At 54.9% G+C, this 17,371-nt stretch carries 20 protein-coding genes; 12 read left to right on the top strand and 8 right to left on the bottom strand.

Going from position 1 to position 17,371, the window contains the following annotated elements:
* Nucleotides 1–191: transposase (locus tag L5220_RS11530; RefSeq protein ID WP_499573700.1), on the bottom strand; the 191-nt coding region annotated here is incomplete at its 3' end.
* A 348-nt stretch (nt 192–539) separates the two neighbouring features.
* On the opposite strand from L5220_RS11530, the gene L5220_RS11525 reads away from it, so the two are divergent.
* A complete protein-coding gene (locus tag L5220_RS11525) occupies nt 540–1,793 on the top strand; it encodes an FAD-binding oxidoreductase (protein WP_499573699.1) in 1,254 nt (417 codons plus the stop codon).
* A gap of 56 nt (nt 1,794–1,849) precedes the next feature.
* Entirely contained in the window at nt 1,850–3,184 is a 1,335-nt protein-coding gene (locus L5220_RS11520) for a (Fe-S)-binding protein (RefSeq protein WP_099798858.1), read from the top strand.
* Here the strand turns inward: L5220_RS11520 and nadA are convergent.
* The 4 genes from nadA to efp form a co-directional block, all read right to left on the bottom strand.
* Nucleotides 3,170–4,123: a quinolinate synthase NadA gene (gene nadA, locus L5220_RS11515; RefSeq protein WP_448527109.1), complete on the bottom strand. Its 954-nt coding sequence runs from the start codon at nt 4,121–4,123 to the stop codon at nt 3,170–3,172. The two genes, L5220_RS11520 and nadA, sit on opposite strands and share 15 nt — an antisense overlap.
* A 61-nt stretch (nt 4,124–4,184) precedes the next feature.
* Nucleotides 4,185–5,681: a C-3',4' desaturase CrtD gene (crtD, locus tag L5220_RS11510; RefSeq protein ID WP_499573697.1), complete on the bottom strand. Its 1,497-nt coding sequence runs from the start codon at nt 5,679–5,681 to the stop codon at nt 4,185–4,187.
* Between the two features lie 64 nt (nt 5,682–5,745).
* Entirely contained in the window at nt 5,746–6,204 is a 459-nt protein-coding gene (gene accB, locus L5220_RS11505; RefSeq protein ID WP_448527107.1) for an acetyl-CoA carboxylase biotin carboxyl carrier protein, read from the bottom strand.
* 11 nt (nt 6,205–6,215) lie between these two features.
* Nucleotides 6,216–6,773, bottom strand: coding sequence for an elongation factor P (efp, locus tag L5220_RS11500; protein WP_099798861.1), 558 nt, complete (start codon nt 6,771–6,773; stop codon nt 6,216–6,218).
* A gap of 195 nt (nt 6,774–6,968) precedes the next feature.
* Here efp and L5220_RS11495 point away from each other — a divergent pair, with 195 nt between their 5' ends.
* From L5220_RS11495 to L5220_RS11475, 5 genes are all read left to right on the top strand, one after another.
* Complete coding sequence (locus tag L5220_RS11495; protein WP_099798862.1) at nt 6,969–7,211, top strand: NifU family protein; 243 nt, start codon at nt 6,969–6,971, stop codon at nt 7,209–7,211.
* 50 nt (nt 7,212–7,261) lie between these two features.
* Nucleotides 7,262–7,738: a CRR6 family NdhI maturation factor gene (locus tag L5220_RS11490; protein WP_099798863.1), complete on the top strand. Its 477-nt coding sequence runs from the start codon at nt 7,262–7,264 to the stop codon at nt 7,736–7,738.
* 71 nt (nt 7,739–7,809) lie between these two features.
* On the top strand, nt 7,810–8,331 hold the full coding sequence (locus L5220_RS11485; protein ID WP_499573695.1) for a photosystem I assembly protein Ycf3: 522 nt from the start codon (nt 7,810–7,812) through the stop codon (nt 8,329–8,331).
* 10 nt (nt 8,332–8,341) lie between these two features.
* A complete protein-coding gene (gatC, locus tag L5220_RS11480) occupies nt 8,342–8,635 on the top strand; it encodes an Asp-tRNA(Asn)/Glu-tRNA(Gln) amidotransferase subunit GatC (protein WP_448514760.1) in 294 nt (97 codons plus the stop codon).
* A gap of 8 nt (nt 8,636–8,643) precedes the next feature.
* A complete protein-coding gene (locus L5220_RS11475; protein WP_499573692.1) occupies nt 8,644–9,105 on the top strand; it encodes a hypothetical protein in 462 nt (153 codons plus the stop codon).
* Here the strand turns inward: L5220_RS11475 and L5220_RS11470 are convergent.
* On the bottom strand, nt 9,102–10,154 hold the full coding sequence (locus L5220_RS11470) for a tetratricopeptide repeat protein (protein ID WP_499573691.1): 1,053 nt from the start codon (nt 10,152–10,154) through the stop codon (nt 9,102–9,104). The two genes, L5220_RS11475 and L5220_RS11470, sit on opposite strands and share 4 nt — an antisense overlap.
* 182 nt (nt 10,155–10,336) lie before the next feature.
* Between L5220_RS11470 and L5220_RS11465 the strand changes: the two genes are divergently transcribed.
* Nucleotides 10,337–12,328 carry an elongation factor G gene (locus L5220_RS11465; protein WP_499499007.1) on the top strand — a complete coding sequence of 664 codons (1,992 nt, stop codon included), beginning with the start codon at nt 10,337–10,339 and terminating at the stop codon, nt 12,326–12,328.
* Between the two features lie 286 nt (nt 12,329–12,614).
* On the opposite strand, the gene psbA is transcribed toward L5220_RS11465, so the two are convergent.
* Nucleotides 12,615–13,697, bottom strand: a complete 1,083-nt coding sequence (gene psbA, locus L5220_RS11460) for a photosystem II q(b) protein (protein ID WP_448524641.1) — start codon at nt 13,695–13,697, stop codon at nt 12,615–12,617.
* A gap of 234 nt (nt 13,698–13,931) precedes the next feature.
* Here psbA and L5220_RS11455 point away from each other — a divergent pair, with 234 nt between their 5' ends.
* Genes L5220_RS11455 through L5220_RS11440 form a run of 4 tightly spaced genes read left to right on the top strand, consistent with a single transcriptional unit; the run spans nt 13,932 to nt 17,237 of the window.
* Entirely contained in the window at nt 13,932–15,092 is a 1,161-nt protein-coding gene (locus L5220_RS11455; protein WP_499573688.1) for a 5-(carboxyamino)imidazole ribonucleotide synthase, read from the top strand.
* On the top strand, nt 15,092–16,636 hold the full coding sequence (locus L5220_RS11450) for a hypothetical protein (protein WP_499573687.1): 1,545 nt from the start codon (nt 15,092–15,094) through the stop codon (nt 16,634–16,636). The genes L5220_RS11455 and L5220_RS11450 overlap by 1 nt, the downstream gene beginning before the upstream one ends.
* Nucleotides 16,636–16,983 (top strand): DUF2103 domain-containing protein, encoded by a 348-nt coding sequence (locus L5220_RS11445; protein ID WP_499573686.1) that lies wholly within the window; start codon nt 16,636–16,638, stop codon nt 16,981–16,983. Before L5220_RS11450 ends, L5220_RS11445 begins: the two co-directional genes overlap by 1 nt.
* Nucleotides 16,971–17,237: a helix-turn-helix domain-containing protein gene (locus L5220_RS11440; RefSeq protein ID WP_499573684.1), complete on the top strand. Its 267-nt coding sequence runs from the start codon at nt 16,971–16,973 to the stop codon at nt 17,235–17,237. The genes L5220_RS11445 and L5220_RS11440 overlap by 13 nt, the downstream gene beginning before the upstream one ends.
* Here L5220_RS11440 and L5220_RS11435 read toward each other — a convergent pair.
* Nucleotides 17,227–17,371 (bottom strand): transposase (locus tag L5220_RS11435; protein ID WP_499573702.1); only part of this gene is annotated, 145 nt, incomplete at its 5' end. The genes L5220_RS11440 and L5220_RS11435 overlap by 11 nt on opposite strands.

Here is a 17,371-nt window from a genome sequence, read left to right as displayed (position 1 = left end):
TTAAGTCGTGCTTTTTCTCGATTGCGAGACCCCTTTTGCTTGCGACTCAATGCCTTTTGTGCCCGTCGCAGTTGTTTGTCTCGCTGGTCAAGATGCTTGGGATTGGCAACCTTTTCGCCTGTACTCAGGGTGATGAGGCTGCTAATCCCTGCATCCAAGCCTACAGCGTTGGTGGAAGGTGGCAAGGTCAAATCGCGCGGATCGTCAAACGGCAGGCTGGTGTACCACTGCCCCGCAGCATTCAATCGGATGGTAACGACAGAAGTTACTGAAAGCGGATTGCAGATGCCTCAATCCTTGCTGCAAAGGAACGCTACTGACCTCGTTGAGAAATTGCAGGTCATCCTGCTTTTTCCACGCCGTCAACAAAGCAGAGCTTTGAACATAATCAATTCGCTGTCTTAACATTGTATTGTAAAACATTGTAAATTCTGTGAGACTAGTACCCCTGTACGGCAACTTCGGAGGCGTCGAGCCTCGCTCAGTTGCCGCTCCTGTCCCTCCCTGCCCTAAAACGGTAGGGTTTCTCGGAGGTAGCGATGAAACAGACACTGATAGCACTGCTGGGGGAGGCAGCGATTACAGCGGTGAGCGACCTAGGCGATCGCCATCCCCACTTACGCGGTTACCTCCCGGAAGCAGCCCTCATTGTCACCCCTCCTACCCCTGAGCAAGGGGCAGCGGTAGTGGCCTGCGCCCATCGCGAGGGCTGGCGGATGTTAGCCCTCGGAGCCGGCACGAAACTCAATTGGCTAGGGGGACACCCCAAGGTTGATCTTTTTTTGCGGACAACGGCGTGGCAACAGGTCATTGATCATGCTGCTGCCGACATGACGGTTACCACCCAAGTGGGAATTCGCTTTCAGCACCTTCAGCACCAGTTAGCCAGAGCCGGTCAATGGATTGCGGCGGATCCGCTTTACCAAGACACTGCAACCCTTGGCGGGKGTTTGGCCACCCAAGCTAACGGGACGCTGCGCCACCGCTATGGTTCTTGGCGCGATCAATGTCTTGGGGTGCAGTTTATTCGTAGTGATGGTCAACTGGTGAAAGCGGGCGGGCGGGTGGTTAAAAATGTGGCGGGCTATGACCTGATGAAGTTGCTGGTGGGTAGCTATGGCAGCTTAGGTATTCTCACAGAGGTAACCTTACGGGTCTATCCATTGCCAGATGCGGTTCAGCGGTGGCAGTTACACGGGGATCCTGCCGCATTGGCCACTGGGCTAGACACCCTCTTGGCAAGTTCGCTGACCCCGGTGCGATTTGATCTAGTTTTGGAGCGCAGTGGTCAGCTACTGCTGGATCTAGAATTCCATACCCTGCGGGAGGTTATAGCCAGCGGCACCTTGGGCGATCGCCTCGCTGACATTGCCACTGCCAGCCAACTGAGCCTACACCTACAAGAACCAGCTGGAATTCTTCTCAACCCAACCCCAGAGCAGGTGATCCTCAAGGTAGGCCTGTGCCCTAGGGATGCCCTCAAGGGGCTGATCTATCTCCACCAAGAGGCCAGCCGCTTGCATTGTGAGTGTCGCGCCACGGTGGCGATCGCCCAAGGGATCGGCTATGCCTATCTCCATGGTGATACCCCAGCCTTAGAGCAACTCATTCGCAGTCTGCGCCAGTGGGTGCAGCGGGGCTATGTCACCCTTTTGGCCGCGCCGCTGTCCTTAAAGCAGCAGCTTGACCCTTGGGACTATCGCGGCAATGCCCTTGAATTGATGCGGACTCTTAAGCAACAATTGGATGCAACGGGTGTCTTTGGTGCTGGCGCTTTTGTTGGTGGTCTCTAAGCAACGTTGTATCGACATCCCCCTGTCCGAAGGGCAAGGGTCTTACGGAGGTTTGCATGACAGCCATTGATCCCGTTGCGGGGTTTGACCGCCATTCTCCGCCCGATCCAACCCTTATTGATGCCTGTGTGCACTGTGGGTTTTGCCTCGCAACCTGCCCCAGCTATCGCATCCTTGGCACGGAAGCCGACTCCCCCCGTGGGCGCATCTATCTCATGGATGCCATTAATAACGGTGAAGCCCCCTTGGCAGCGGTGGCCAACCACTTTGACACCTGCTTGGGGTGCCTCGCCTGTGTAACTACATGCCCGTCGGGGGTGCAGTACGACAAGCTGATTAGCGCCACCCGCGCCCAAGTGCAGCGCAATTACCCCCGGGCGCCTGTGGCTCGCCTCTTCCGGCAGTTTATTTTCCAAACCTTGCCCTATCCAAATCGGCTGCGCCCCCTTTTACTGCCCCTATGGCTTTACCAGCGCCTAGGATTAGCGGCACTGGAGCGGCGAGTGGGGGGACTGACGCGCCTGTTACCAAAGCCGTTGGCGGCGATGTATGCCATGCTACCGCCGCTCTCAGCGGCGAGCTTTCGGGATACTTACCCGACGGTAATTCCTGCCCAAGGGAAACGGCGGGGGCGTGTGGGGGTGATTCTGGGCTGTGTGCAGCGACTCTTTTTACCAGAGGTGAACGATGCGACGATCGCCGTTCTGAGTGCCAATGGCTTTGACGTGGTCGTGCCGCCGCAGCAGGGCTGTTGTGGGGCGCTGCCGCACCACCAAGGGGAAGAAGCGCAAGCCCAAGCCCTTGCCCGACGCATGATTGATTGTTTTGCAGCGGCAGCGGTGGATAACGTCCTCATCAATGCCTCGGGGTGTGGACACACCCTCAAGGAGTATCATCACCTGCTGGCTCAGGATCCCGACTATGGCGATCGCGCCCGGCACTTTGTTGCCAAGGTGGACGATGTCCAAGTCTTTTTAGCAACCAAGGGACTGGTGACCCCCCTCCATCCCCTCAGCGATCGCCCCTTGACCTTGGTGTATCAAGATGCCTGCCACATGATCCACGGCCAAAAAATTCGCCTAGAACCGCGCCAACTCCTGCGGCAGATTCCCCAAGTGCAGTTGCGCGAACCCATTGATGCAGCACTGTGCTGTGGCAGTGCCGGGGTCTATAACATTTTTCAGCCTGAAGTGGCCGCAGAACTGGGGCGGCAAAAGGTGCGCAACCTCCTCAACACCCGTCCCGATGTCATTGTCTCTGCCAATGTGGGCTGTAGTGTGCAACTGAAGCGGCACCTGCAGGATCAGGGGAGCCGGGTTCCCGTCTATCACCCCATGCAGTTACTAGAGAGGTCAATTCGTGGCCAACCGCTGCCCCTAGGAGAGGTCTAGCATCCGTTGAATGGGCTGAAGCGCCGCACGGCGAATATCTTCGGGCAGGTCGATCTGGGGTTGGCGATCGCGCATACATAGATACAGCTTTTCGAGGGTATTTAGCCGCATAAAGGGACACTCATTGCAGTTACAGGTTTGATCGCGAGGCGGAGCAGGGATAAAGGTTTTGTGGGGATGCCGTCGCTGCATTTGGTGCAAAATCCCCGGTTCGGTAACGACGATAAAGGTATCTTGGTCGTGGGTGTCGGTGTACGTCAGAAGCGCCGTGGTCGAGCCAATAAAATCGGCGTGGCGCAGCACCCCCTCTTCGCACTCCGGATGGGCAATAACCTGTGCTGTTGGGTGCTGGGCTTTTAATTCGAGAATTCGCCGCTCTGAAAACGTTTCATGGACAATACAACTGCCCTCCCACAGCACCATCTGCCGTCCGGTTTGCGCCATCACGTAGCGCCCCAAATTGCGATCGGGGGCAAAAATGAGGGGTTGATCCGCTGGCAGTTGCTGGACAATCTTCACCGCATTGGAACTGGTGCAAATAATATCGCTGAGAGCTTTAATCTCGGCTGTGCAGTTAATGTAGGAGATCACCCAATGGTTGGGGTGGCGTGCCTTAAAGGCGGCAAAAGCATCTGGGGGGCAGCTATCGGCCAAGGAGCAGCCAGCAGCCAAATCCGGCAGTAGCACCAGCTTCGTGGGGTTGAGAATTTTGGCCGTTTCCGCCATGAAGTGAACCCCAGCAAAGACAATGACATCCGCCGTCGTCTGCGCCGCTTGCCGCGACAGCCCCAAGGAGTCACCAATATAATCAGCGACATCTTGAATCACCGGATCTTGGTAGTAATGCGCCAAAATAACAGCGTTCAGCTCTTGCTTGAGCGCCTGAATGGCTGCAACTAAATCTGTTGGTAGGGGGGGGCGGGCAAGGGTGGCAAACACAGTCGCTCAACGTCCTCTGAATGAAACGGGTGTTTTCTATTATAGTGATTTTTACCAAAATCTAGCGATCGCCTGCGAGTAATTGCTGCACCAGCGATCGCGCCCCATAGCTCACCCCTGCGGTGCCCTCCCCCGGATGCACCGAGTCGCCCACCAGCCAAAGGTGAGGAATAGGGGTACGGGTCGCCAGACTAAAAGGGCCAAAGGTGCTCAGGCGCTGACTAATGCCACCGACAATGCCATCTAGGCGGGCGGTGTAGCGCGCAAAGGTGCGCGGGGTGGCCGCTTCGCAGTGGATGATGTGCTCTGGCCGCAGATCAAAGAACTGCCCCAGCCGTGCCAGTGCGTCTTGGGTATAGGCTGCTTTTGTGCGCCCATAGTCTAAATCGGGCTGTCGCCAAAAGCTGGGCTCCGTAAAACTAGAGGCAATGAGGGTGCGATAGCCCTCAGGGGCGCGGCCATCCGCCGGTTGACTCACCGAGACAAACAGCGAATTATTTTCACCAATGGGGCCGGTGCCATCGTAGAGAAATTGCAAGTGGGGAGGGCAGTTCTCAGGAATGGCGGCGTCTTTCACCCCTAAGTAGAGCACAAACGCACCAGAGGCAGGGGGCAGGGTTTTCAGGCGGTGCAGATAGCCCCTCGGAATTGCCTTCCCAAGTAGCTGGGGCAAATTTTGGGCCGGGACGTTGGCAATAACATGATCCGCGTCAACCCGAGTGGTGGTTTTGGTTTTTAAGTTCTGTACCTCTACCCCCACGGCACAGCCGTGATCAACCAGAATTTGCGTGACCCAATGGCGGGTGTGAATTTGGCCGCCATCGCGCCGGATAGCTGTGGCCAGCCGATCACTGAGGACTTGCATACTGCCGTGCAGATGATAAAGCCCATGGGGTGCCTGAGACAAACACAGAGCTGTAGCCGCATACAGGAGTGCGGTTTCTGAGGCATCGACTTGGGAGTAGAGCTTCAGTTGCAGATCTAAAAACTGCCGCAGGCGGCGATCGCCCCCTAAGCCCCACAAATTCAGCCAATCCGTCACTGTCATCAGGCTCAGCGGCAGTGTCAGCACGGTATCGGGGCGCAGCGCCTGCACCAACTGCCAGAGATCAAAGGGGGTGCGCGGTGGCAAAATGGGCTGGCGCTGTTGAAACCGCCAACTAATGGCAAAGAGCCGTTCTAAGCTTTGCCAAAAGCCTTCACTCCCTGGAAAATGCTGTTGTCGCTCCTGTTGCCAGCGCTGGCGATCGCGCCAGACCTGAATGGGCGTTGTCTCGTTCGGCAAGTAAACCGCACAGGCTGGATCGCAGGGGGTTGCAGTGGGTAGGGAGACCTCCAGTTCAGAGAAAATTTGCTCGTGAATTCCCCCTGGTTCCAAGCCAGCGACTTGGGTGGCACCGACATCAAAGGTAAAGCCACGCCGCCAAAATGTTGACGCACATCCTCCCAGTTGCTGTGCTTGCTCAAAAACGGTTACCCCGTAGCCGTGCCGTGCTAACAAGGCTGCCGCCGTTAGGCCACCGATACCAGCCCCGACAACCACAACTTGACGGGTCATGCCTCATCCTCAAAAACCCTACCTAGTTCCTAGGATGGCACTTTTTTAAGTTTTGTAACAAGTCTTAGTTAGGCAAGATGCGCATTAAGGGTTGGCCGTATTCAATGGGGGCGGCGTTCTGCACCAGAATCTCAACTACTTGGCCGTTGACTTCTGACTCAATCTCGTTCATTAGCTTCATCGCTTCGATAATACAGACCACCTGTCCTTTGGTGACCCTATCGCCCACTTCCACAAAGGGCGGCTCATCGGGGGCCGGAGCGCGGTAAAACGTACCCACCATGGGGGCAGCAATATCCACGGTTTTGCGGTTGGCTGGGGGTGGGGTAGGGTCTGAGTCTGGCGCTAGGACTGGCGGAGCCGGGGGTGAGGCTGCTGTAACCACTGGCGGGCTAGAGCTACTGAGGTGCTCACCCTTGCGCAGTTGCAGTTCCAGTTCACCGCTTTTGAGGTTGAGTTCGGTGACACTGGTTTGATCAAACATCAACAACAGTTCGCGTACTTGGTTGAGATCAAGCTCCACACCCGTTACTCCTATTCGCGGCCAAGGTAAGAATCGGTGCGGGTATCAATGCGAATCCGCTCACCCACTGAGATAAATAACGGCACCATGACTTGGGCGCCGGTCTCGACGATGGCTGGCTTTGTGCCGCCGGTGGCGGTATCCCCTTTGACCCCAGGATCGGTCTGCGTGACTTCTAAGACGACGGAGTTGGGCAACTCAACCTCAAGGACTTGCTCGCCCCATTTGATAATATTCACTTCCATGCCTTCTTTGAGGTACTTGGCGCGATCGCCCATCTGACTCGGCGACAGCCGTGCCTCTTCGTAGCTTTCCATATCCATAAAGACGAAATCTTCGCCATCTTTATAGGTATGTTGCATGGTGCGTTTTTCTAGGGTGGCTTGGGGAACCGTTTCCCCAGCACGAAAGGTGCGCTCAATTACATTCCCCGTCTGCACGTTTTTTAATTTGGTGCGCACAAAGGCCGAGCCTTTACCGGGCTTGACGTGTAAAAACTCAACAACCCGCCAGACGGAACCATCTAGCTCAATACTCACACCCGGGCGAAAATCATTACTGGAAATCATGTCCTACCGTGCAGTTCACCAAGCTACCATTGTACCGTTGTGAGGTTCCGATTCCGGCGATCGCCCCTAGGATTTCCCTAGACTTGGATCCATTAGCACCCCAAGGAATTGTTACGTTTGGCTTACCACCGTGCAGTGATAGAATTACCCTAGATGTAATGTACTTCGGCTAACGACAGGCTAAGGACAGTAACTATGGCAGCAACCCTTGAACTGTGCAATGAAAATGTTGAAAAAGTTCTTGATGAACTGCGCCCTTACCTGATGGCGGACGGCGGCAATGTTGAGCTTGTCGAAATTGAAGGTCCAGTGGTGCGGCTGCGGTTGCAGGGAGCCTGTGGGTCGTGCCCCAGTTCAACGATGACCCTGCGTATGGGGATTGAACGCAAGTTAAAAGAGTCGATTCCCGAAATTGCTGAAGTGCAGCAAGTGCTATAGGGTGCTTGTAAATTGGTATAAATTGGTAAAAATGCGGGGGGAGCGTTCCTGTGGCGATCGCCATTGCGCTTAAGCCAGACACGATTGATCGCCTTGATCTGACGCCCCTCAGTGCTGCCTTGGAGCCACTGATGGCCGCAGGCACCCTGCTTGAGCACCATCAGTCCCTAAGCTTTACCATTGAGTATCCTCGCCCTGACGAGGACCCCGATTTAGAGTTATCAGAGCTTGCCCCGGTGCGTCTCTGGTTTATTCGTGCCGATGTTTGCTATCCGTGGCTGCCCTACCTGCTCAACTGGTCAGAGGGGGAACTGGTTCGCTATGCCGCTATGCTGATTCCCCACGAGTTTCATCCGCAGCAGGGCATTGTGTTTAACCCCCAAGCCCTTGATATTTTTGTTATGGCCAAGGTCTTTACCCTGTGGCAATGGTTGCAAGCCCACGGCTACGCCGCCCCCGAAAAGGTGAAGGCCATGGCCGCTATCTTTGGCTACGACCTAGATAGCGATCTGTTTGCCTTGCTGTAACCTAGCGAGGCGAGTTGCTGCGGGTCGTAGTTCCTTTGATACACTAAGCAAAAGACTACTCCCTACGTACTATGCCGCGATCGCAACGGAACGATAACTTCATTGACAAAACCTTTACGGTCATGGCCGATCTCATTCTCAAGGTTTTGCCCACCAACTCCCAGGCCAAAACCGCCTTTGCCTACTATCGCGACGGGATGTCAGCGCAGGCGGATGGTGAGTACGCCGAGGCACTGGAAAATTATGAAGCAGCTCTTGAACTGGAAGAAGACCCCAACGATCGCAGTTATATCCTGTACAACATTGGCCTGATCCACGCCAGTAACGGTGAGCACGAGAAGGCATTGGCCTACTATCACCAAGCCCTTGATCTAAATCCGCGGATGCCCCAAGCCCTCAATAACGTGGCGGTTATCTATCACTATCTCGGGACGCTGGCTGAGGAGCAACAGAACTCCGAGGAGGCAGAGCAGTTATTTGATCGGGCAGCGGACTACTGGAAACGGGCGATTCAGCTTGCCCCTAATAACTACATTGAGGCACAGAACTGGCTGAAAACCACCGGGCGATCCAGCATGGATGTGTATTTCTAGGTAGCAACCCATGGGAACTAAAGTGATTACCGCAGAGGATGTGCGCAAGGTGGCTCACTTAGCGCGCTTAGCTATTGAGGAAAGCGAAATTGCCGCCCTCACTGCTCAGCTAGATAGCATTCTTGACTACGTGAACCAGCTTAGTGAACTGGAGGTTAGCACTGTGGCACCCACCACCCGTGCCATTGAAGTGAGTAATGTAACCCGTCCCGACACCTTGACCACCGACGCAAACCGCGAAGACCTGCTGGCGATCGCCCCTGATCGCGAAGATGACTTTTTCCGTGTGCCCAAAATTATTTAACCCTGTTTGTGCGCCGTCAACCCCTGCAACTGGATCTGTTTCCCTTTCTGTCGATTTTGGCCTGTACGATTGGCACCCTGATCCTACTGGTGGTGGTCATTAGCGTCAGCAGCCTCACCCGCGAGCGCACTACCGTCCAAATTTTGGCGCGGGAAACAGCCCAAAATGATGGTCGCGCCCCCCGCTATTTAGAATGCCGCCGCGATGGGGTCGTCATCCATCCCCAACGGCAACTGGTTCCCCAATCGCAGTTAGCCAGCAACACGTCATTGCTGGCGATTTACCTTGCCAACCTGCGCAACCGGGGCGATCGCGAATACGTGATCATTGCCGTGCGTCCCGATGGCTTCCCCTGCTTTGAGCAGGTACGCGAACAGGTCGAGCGTGCTGGTCTGGCCATTGGCTACGAACCCTTTAATGCTGAGTGGGAGTTGTGCGTCCCCGCCCCGGGGCGCTCTAACTGCCCTTAGTTACGTTGGCGCATTGCCTCTTTGACCTTGGTCTCCCCCTGAGGATTGTTTTGTTCTCGGTAGAGTTTTAGTGCCGTTTGGTAGGCACTACGCGCCTCTGAGCGACGACCTTGCACTGCCAAGGCGCGTCCGAGCTTATAGAACCCTTCAGGGTTGGTGGGGCTAATGCGGGTAATTTGGCGGTAGGTGGCAGCCGCCTCCAGAGGGTTATTTTGCTGCATCAGCAGATCTCCTAACTGGATATAGGTGAGAAGGCGCTCTGGATTCAGGGAAATCATCCGGCGATAGGCTTGTACAGCGCGCTGGGGTTCATTCGCCGCTGCGGCTAGCTCAGCAATTTGCTCTAGTAGGTCTAGATCTCGCTGACCCATTGCCATCGCTTGGTCAATGGCCTGCCAACCGCTGGTTGGATCGCCAGCCGCCAACAGTGCCATCCCCAAATTCAGTTGCACCGAGGCATTATTGGGGGCTAAACGTGCAGCTTGCCGGAGCGTGGTAAGAGCCTCCGCCACGTTGCGCTGCTGGAGCAAGAGCACGCCTAATCCCTTATAGGCAGACCAACTGCGTGGCTCTAAGCTAATCACAGAGCGGTAGGCTTGGATCGCCCCTTGGGGATCGCCAAGGCGCGCCAAAATCACCGCCAGCCCTTCGTAGGCTTGAGCATTGCGATTATTGAGGCGAATGGCTTGGCGATAGGCAGCCGCAGCCCCATGGTTTTCCCCCATCATCCCTAGGCTGTAGCCCAAGGCATAGTAAAAGTCTGGGTTTTGGCGATCGAGTTCAATGGCTTGCTGGTAAGCACGGGCAGCCTCCGCAAATTGCCCCCGCTGGGCATAAATAAACCCAAGGGCAGAATGAACACGAGGATTGCGACTATCGCTTTGCAGGAGTTGCTGATAGACCGCAAGGGCTTGATCGTAGCTGCCCGCCTCCACCAAACGACGACCTTCCTGCATGAGCACGGCCAATTGACTATTAGCAACCGCAGGGGTGGCAACCCCTAAGGTCACAGCGATCGCCCCTAGGGCGCACATCTGTCGTAATTTCATCGTGAGTGAGTTCTCCTCGCAACAATTAACCGACGCTTAATGGTTGTTTACGCATCCCTTAAGAGATGCTGCAAATTTCCCCGGTGGCGATCGCCACAGAGTGAGAATTTATATAAACAAGAAACTAAGGGTCTATTCTGGACAATTTTGACCCGAATGGCAAACCAAAAGGCAGGTGTCCGATGGCAAGACAATGCAACATTGCCCTGATAGGCAGCTACAACAGCGGTAAGACGACCCTTCTCGACAGTATTTTACGCCTCACCCAAACCATCAATGGCAAGGCCAGCAGCCTCCTCGATAGCAGCCCCGAAGCCCGCGATCGCCACATGGGCACAGAAATCAACGTGGCCTATGCCCACTGGGGGGAGCTAGAGATGACTTTGCTAGACTGCCCCGGCTCAGTAGAGTTGCTCCAAGAAACCCTCAATGCCCTTATCGGAGTTGATATGGCCATTGTGGTGTGCGAACCCCTCAGCGATCGCGCCTTTACCCTCACCCCCCTATTTAAATGTCTTGACGACTGGCAGATCCCTCATATTCTCTTTGTGAATAAGATGGAGCGCTCTCACGATTCCTTTATGGACATTCTGGCTGCCTATCGTCAGGTCTCCACGCGGCCACTGGTGCCCCACCAATACCCCATCTGGAACGGTGATGATTTGCTAGGCTACATCGACCTTGTCAGTGAAGACGCCTACCACTACCACGCGGGTGCTGCCGCCGATCTAGTGCCCTTCCCCAATGCCCTGCGAACTGTGGAGCAAGCAGCGCGGGCTGAACTCCTTGAAGCCCTGGCCAACTACGATGATCACCTACTAGAAGAGCTACTGGAGGACATTGCCCCACCCACCAGCGAAATTATGGCGGATTTGCGCTGGGAGCTAGGAGCCGACCTCATTGTCCCCGTCTTCTTTGGCAGCGCCCAAACAGATTACGGCGTGCGCCCCCTCCTAGCCGCCCTAGAGCGGGAAGCACCCGCCGCGCAGGAGACGGCGGCTCGTCGTCAGCTCGCTGGGGATGCCCCCTTGGCACAGGTCTTGAAAACCTTTTATTTACCCCAAGGGGGCGGCAAGCTCTCCTTGGTACGCGTGTGGCAGGGCACCCTCACCGATGGCATGAGCCTTAACGGTGTGCGTATTGGCGGGATGTATCGCGCCCTTGGGCACCAACTACAATCCCAAAATCAAGCCACCGCTGGCGACATTGTCCTCTTGGCACGCCTAGAGGGAATTGCCACCGGTGACACCCTTAGTCTGGATGGTCAAGCAGCGGCTCTCCCGCGCGCCGAACAGCTTGAGCCGGTCTATGCCCTAGCCATTACCCCCACCAAACGCAGTGATGAAGTCAAGCTAACCACGGCGCTGCAAAAGCTCCTAGAAGAAGATCCGGCTCTACGCTGGGAACACCACGGCGACACCCACGAAATTATCCTTTGGGGACAAGGGGAAATTCACCTGCACATCGCCCTCGATCGCCTGCGGCGGAAGTACAACCTGCCCATGCAAACCCATCTGCCGCGCGTGCCCTACAAAGAAACCATCCGGCGTAGCACCCACAACAGCCATGGGCGCTATAAGCATCAGACCGGCGGCCATGGTCAATTTGGGGATGTCTATCTGGACATTGCCCCCCTCAGTCGCGGCAGCGGTTTTCAGTTTGCTGAAACCATTGTGGGGGGTGTGGTGCCCAAGCAATATATTCCTGGGGTTGAGCAGGGAGTGCGGGAATTTCTCAACCATGGCCCGTTGGGCTTTCCGATGGTGGACTTGGCGGTGACCCTCACCAATGGCTCCTATCATTCTGTGGATAGCTCCGAGCAAGCGTTCCGCCAAGCAGCCCGCCTCGCCATGCAAGCGGGTATTCCTCAGTGCGAGCCGCAACTGCTAGAGCCAATTATGAGGGTGCACGTGTGGGTGCCCAAAGCCTTTACTGCTAAAGTCATGCAAGCCCTCACGGGTCGCCGGGGGCAAGTGCTGGGTTACGACCAAAAGGCAGACTGGCCGGGGTGGGAGCAAATTGAGGCTTACCTGCCACAGTCAGAAATGCATGACTTCGTTGTGGAGCTGCGCTCAATCACCATGGGGGCTGGGGGTTTTCACTGGGAGTTTGACCATTTGCAAGAAGTACCCGAAAAACTAGCGGCAGCCATTCTTGCCGCCCACAGTAGCTAGAGGATCCGCCAGTGACATCCTCCCAACACTGCTGACCCACGGGTACAGCGCAGGCTTCCTTCGCCCCGCCAAAGGCGTATGGATATTCCTGCCCCACGCCACTGCATGCGCCAAAGTAACTGAAACGTGGCGAGGGAAGGGTCGCCAACCATCCCTTTGAGAATACCAGCGGCGCTTGAAGCCATAAAAACCGCAGTAGCAGGCAGAGAACAGATACGGAAAACCGCCCCTCCAGCGAGAGACGGTTAGAGATAGAGATTTAGTAATCTTCTAGGCTCTTGAGCAATTAGCCGTTGATGCTCGGGGCAATCATGGCCACAGGGGCAGACTCAGCACTGGCTAAGTCAAGGGGGAAGTTATGCGCATTGCGCTCGTGCATCACTTCCATCCCCAAGTTGGCACGGTTGATGATGTCGGCCCAAGTGTTGATCACATTCCCTTTGGAATCAATCACCGAGTGGTTGAAGTTGAACCCGTTCAGGTTGAAGGCCATGGTGCTGATCCCCAAAGCGGTGAACCAAATCCCCACCACTGGCCACGCAGCTAAGAAGAAGTGCAGCGCACGGCTGTTGTTGAAGCTGGCGTATTGGAAGATCAAGCGACCAAAGTAACCGTGGGCAGCCACGATGTTGTAGGTCTCTTCTTCTTGGCCGAATTTGTAACCGTAGTTTTGCGACTCGGTTTCGGTGGTTTCACGAATCAGGCTGGAGGTCACCAAGGACCCGTGCATGGCGGAGAACAGAGCGCCACCAAAGACACCGGCCACACCCAACTGGTGGAAGGGGTGCATCAGGATGTTATGCTCCGCTTGGAACACAATCATGAAGTTGAAGGTACCGGAAATACCGAGGGGCATACCATCGGAGAAGCTACCTTGACCAATGGGGTAGATCAAGAACACGGCAAAGGCCGAAGCCAAGGGAGCAGAGTAGGCAACGCAAATCCAAGGACGCATCCCCAGACGGTAGCTGAGTTCCCATTGCCGACCCATGTAGCAGGAGGCACCCAGCAAGAAGTGGAAGATGATCAACTGGTAAGGACCACCGTTGTAAAGCCACTCATCGAGAGAGGCGGCTTCCCAGATGGGGTAGAAGTGCAAGCCAATGGCGTTGCTGGAGGGCACCACAGCACCCGTGATGATGTTGTTGCCGTAGATAAGCGACCCGGACACAGGTTCACGGATGCCATCGATGTCCACCGGAGGAGCAGCAATGAAGGCAATCACAAAGCAAATGGTTGCGGCTAGCAGCGTTGGGATCATGATCACCCCAAACCAGCCCACATAGAGCCGGTTATCGGTGCTGGTGACCCAATTACAAAACCGCTCCCACAGATTTGCGCCTTCGCGGCGCTGGAGAGTCGTAGTCATAGTCGTAATGAATCCAATATATATAGATGACAAAACCCTTAACAATTGAAATAAAATGCAAGGGCTTAAGCATTAATCTATAGTTTTTGACTAGGAAGAGGGAGTGATCTAAATTCTTGTTTTCAAAACTAAATAATTGGTAAACTGTATTTATTTTTCTTTACTAATTTATTTGAGGGCGATCGCCCCAACTTCGAAATTACGACAATAGTGAGGTTGTACATTACATATTGCATGGTGAACTCAGGACAATCCCCTATTCCAAGCATTGGTGTCATTGGTGGTGGCCAGTTGGCATGGATGTTGGGGTTAGCGGCCAAGGAGATGGGGATCAGCCTTTGGGTGCAAACCCCCGACCCTAAGGATCCAGCCGTAGCGGTTGCGGCGGGGGTAATTTACGGTGCGGTCAGTGATGTGATGGCCACCCAGCGGTTGGCTGCCCACACAGAGGTCATCACTTTTGAAAACGAATTTGTCGATCTGGGCGCGCTACACGCCCTTGCAACGCAAGGAGTCTGTTTTTATCCGACCTTGTCTTCCTTGGCACCCTTGCTAGATAAGTATCAGCAACGACGCTTTCTGCAAGAGTTGGGGATTCCGATCCCAGCCTTCGCCTACTTAGAAGAGTGGCCAACCGTGCTACCCTGCGTGATTAAGGCCTGCCGCCATGGGTACGATGGTCAGGGCACGTTTTTAATCCGCACGGAGGCGGCATGGCAAGAGTTTCGGCAGCGATGGCCAGAGATCCCAGCGCAGCACTTTCTTGCAGAGGCGTTTGTTCCCTATACCCATGAGCTGGCGATTATGGCGGCGCGATCGCCCCGGGGGGAGATTGCCCTCTATCCAGTGGTAGAAACCCAGCAGGTCAACGCAATTTGTCGGCGCGTGATTGCCCCAGCCGCGGTTACGCCAGCCATTGTCCAGCAGGTGGAGCGCATGGCAACGGAGATTTTGAATGCCCTAGAGGCAGTCGGGATCTTTGGCATAGAGTTCTTTTTAAGCGCCACCGGGCAGCTGCTCGTGAATGAAATTGCCCCCCGCACCCATAATTCGGGTCACTATACGATTGATGCCTGTGCCACCAGCCAGTTTGCCCAACATCTGCGGGCAGTGAGTGGGCAGCCCCTTGGCAGCACGGCGATGCATACTCCGGCAGCAGTCATGGTGAATTTGCTGGGGCTAGCAGCGGCGGAGGTAGATTACACTGCTAAATGTATGGCTCTAGCGGCTCTTCCCCACGCACATTTGCACTGGTACAGCAAAAAAGAGGCTTACGCGGGGCGTAAGCTGGGGCACCTGACTGTGTTGCTCGATACCCCTGAGGCAGCAGCAGCCATGATTCAGCAAATCGAAGCAATCTGGTATGGTGCTAGTGTGTCTGCCTCGCTGTGCTAATGCGTCCCTCGCGTCTGCCCTTCCCGCAACCGCTAGATAAAGCTGCCCTAGGAGTCATGTTGGTGGCGGCGCTATTCACGCTGCTTCTGCTTTGGGGGGGAGATCGCACCCATGCCCAAGTGCGCTACTTTACTTGGCAAAACCGCGATATTGGTGCTGACGATCGTGCCTTTATCTTGGCGTTTAATCGTCTCATGGATTGGTCGTCGGTGACGCAACACTTAAGGATTGAACCGCCGCTCGCAGGTAAAGCTAGTTGGTCAGGGCGGCGCTTTGCCTATACGCTGACCCAGCCTATTCCCTACGGCCAAACCTTTCAGCTCTCCCTTGATGAAGCGGTTTCAGTCCCCCAAGGTAAACCCATGCAAGCCTTTCAGGGTCAGTTCCGCAGTCGCGATCGCGTCCTTGTATATCTTGGCTCAGGGGTGGAGGAAGGACGACTCATTCTCTATAACCTGACCCTGCAACAAAAAACCTTTTTGAGCCCCCCTAATTTACGGGTGTTTGATTTTCAGCCCTATCCCGCTGGCGATCGCATTCTCTTTAGTGCTAGTGAACGGGGCGAACAAATGAGCTTTGACCCCCAACTTTATACGGTTACCACGGGTCTGCATTTCAATGCCCCAGACCGTCCGCGCCGTCAACCGCGCCCTATTGGCGAGCTCTCCTTAATTCTCGACAATAGCGACTACCAAAATCTACGCTTTCAGTTGGCAAACGACGGCAGCAAAATTGTTGTGCAGCGGGTTAATCGTCTGCAACCAATGGAGAGTTCCCTGTGGCTGCTGGATCGCAACTTTCAGCCCCGCCGTCTAAACCAAGCGGCGGCGGGAGATTTCCGCATTGCCCCTGATAACCAGCATCTTATTATTGCCCAAGGTCAGGGGTTGGCGATCGTGCCATTGGTGCCTGAGAGTAAGGAAACTGCCTTTGACTTTCTCCCGCAGTACGGCATGGTTCTCGATTTTAGCCGCGATGGTCGCAAGGTTGCGGTGGTGAAGTTTAATCCGAATTTCTCGCGATCGCTATACGTGGTGAACATTTTTGGTACCCATGAAGAGTTGTTGACCGTGAATGGCTCCATTCTTGCAGCGCAGTTTGACCCTGGAGCAGAGCACCTTTATGTAATTCTGACGCGGATTGAAGGGGACGAAACATACCGTGAGGTACCCTATTTAGGACTCTTTGACCTGAAAACTAAGCAGTTATACAAGCTCAAGGACTTTGCTCCACAGCAGGACTTATACCTGAGCTTGTCTCCCGATGGGCGCACCTTGGCCGTGGACTATGCCGAGGGTCACTCAACTCCCGATACCATTGACAATAGCGATCTGTATGGGGATACTGCCCCCCTAGAGGGTTCCCCCGATCTCCTAGGGGAGCTACCCACCCCTGACACCAGCGAGGCACCCCCACGCTCTGAGCAACCCCAGCCCCAACAGCACCAAATTTGGCTTTTCCCCCTAGAATTAAATCAGGATAAGATTACAGTTGGGATGCCAGAACCGTTGGCACCCGGTCTGCAAGCACGGTGGTTACCCTAATGGCAGCGGCAACTGGTCGAGTTGTTCTGAATCACTCTACCCATATTGAGGGGCTGATTCCCGTCCTAGAAAAGTTGGCCAAGGTAGCGGGCATTACCACCCTCACTCCGGGGGTGATTGCCCCGGTCAAAGGCAAGTCTCCCCACCTGCACCTGCGAGTGTCAGTGCCCATTAAGGGAGGCTTCAAGGTCATTGCACGCCGTGGCAAAACGGTGCAAGAGGTCTTTGTTGTTACCCACCTGAGCGAGGCGGAACTAAAAGGCGCGATCGCCACTGTTTTAACGACATGTAGCAAGAAGTCCCCGATGCTACCGCAGGTGAATCGTGGGATGAATTGCGACCAATAAAAACAACCAACGGACAGAGATTAGCCCTAGCCAAAAGCTTTGGCTGCTGTCGCTGGTACTGTAATTATTCGCTCAACTTGTGCCAAGAAACCTACCAATCAACTGGGAAAGGGTTATCACGCTCAGCTATTCAGGGATTACTCCCTAGCTTAAAGAAGGAGCACCCTTGGCTGAAGGAGGCTTACTCGCAGTGCTTGCAAGTTGTGGCTCTAAATTTATCCGGCTCTATCGTCCGAGTTATGCTTAATCAATAGCTAAATGCCAGCAAATTAAGCAACGTAACTGAAAATTGTCAAAGTTCCTGAACCCATAACCTGACCGCTTGATCAGCTTCAATTTATTGTTAATACCTTCGACAACACCACTATTTGTGTGATTATCAAAATAG

Source organism: Synechococcus sp. PCC 6716 (assembly GCF_022570815.1).
GTDB lineage: Bacteria > Cyanobacteriota > Cyanobacteriia > Thermosynechococcales > Thermosynechococcaceae > Thermosynechococcus > Thermosynechococcus lividus.
Note: the sequence above shows the minus strand (reverse complement) of the source record. Positions and strands in the feature narration are given on the sequence as shown.

Bases quoted from the DNA above. Each gene is read 5' to 3' on its own strand.
- efp (WP_099798861.1), bottom strand. From the start codon at position 6,773: ATGATTTCCAGTAATGATTTTCGCCCGGGTGTGAGTATTGAGCTAGAT.
- L5220_RS11520 (WP_099798858.1), top strand. From the start codon at position 1,850: ATGACAGCCATTGATCCCGTTGCGGGGTTTGACCGCCATTCTCCGCCC.
- L5220_RS11495 (WP_099798862.1), top strand. From the start codon at position 6,969: ATGGCAGCAACCCTTGAACTGTGCAATGAAAATGTTGAAAAAGTTCTT.
- psbA (WP_448524641.1), bottom strand. From the start codon at position 13,697: ATGACTACGACTCTCCAGCGCCGCGAAGGCGCAAATCTGTGGGAGCGG.
- crtD (WP_499573697.1), bottom strand. From the start codon at position 5,681: ATGACCCGTCAAGTTGTGGTTGTCGGGGCTGGTATCGGTGGCCTAACG.
- L5220_RS11485 (WP_499573695.1), top strand. From the start codon at position 7,810: ATGCCGCGATCGCAACGGAACGATAACTTCATTGACAAAACCTTTACG.
- L5220_RS11445 (WP_499573686.1), top strand. From the start codon at position 16,636: ATGGCAGCGGCAACTGGTCGAGTTGTTCTGAATCACTCTACCCATATT.
- L5220_RS11455 (WP_499573688.1), top strand. From the start codon at position 13,932: ATGGTGAACTCAGGACAATCCCCTATTCCAAGCATTGGTGTCATTGGT.
- L5220_RS11450 (WP_499573687.1), top strand. From the start codon at position 15,092: ATGCGTCCCTCGCGTCTGCCCTTCCCGCAACCGCTAGATAAAGCTGCC.
- L5220_RS11465 (WP_499499007.1), top strand. From the start codon at position 10,337: ATGGCAAGACAATGCAACATTGCCCTGATAGGCAGCTACAACAGCGGT.
- gatC (WP_448514760.1), top strand. From the start codon at position 8,342: ATGGGAACTAAAGTGATTACCGCAGAGGATGTGCGCAAGGTGGCTCAC.
- L5220_RS11470 (WP_499573691.1), bottom strand. From the start codon at position 10,154: ATGAAATTACGACAGATGTGCGCCCTAGGGGCGATCGCTGTGACCTTA.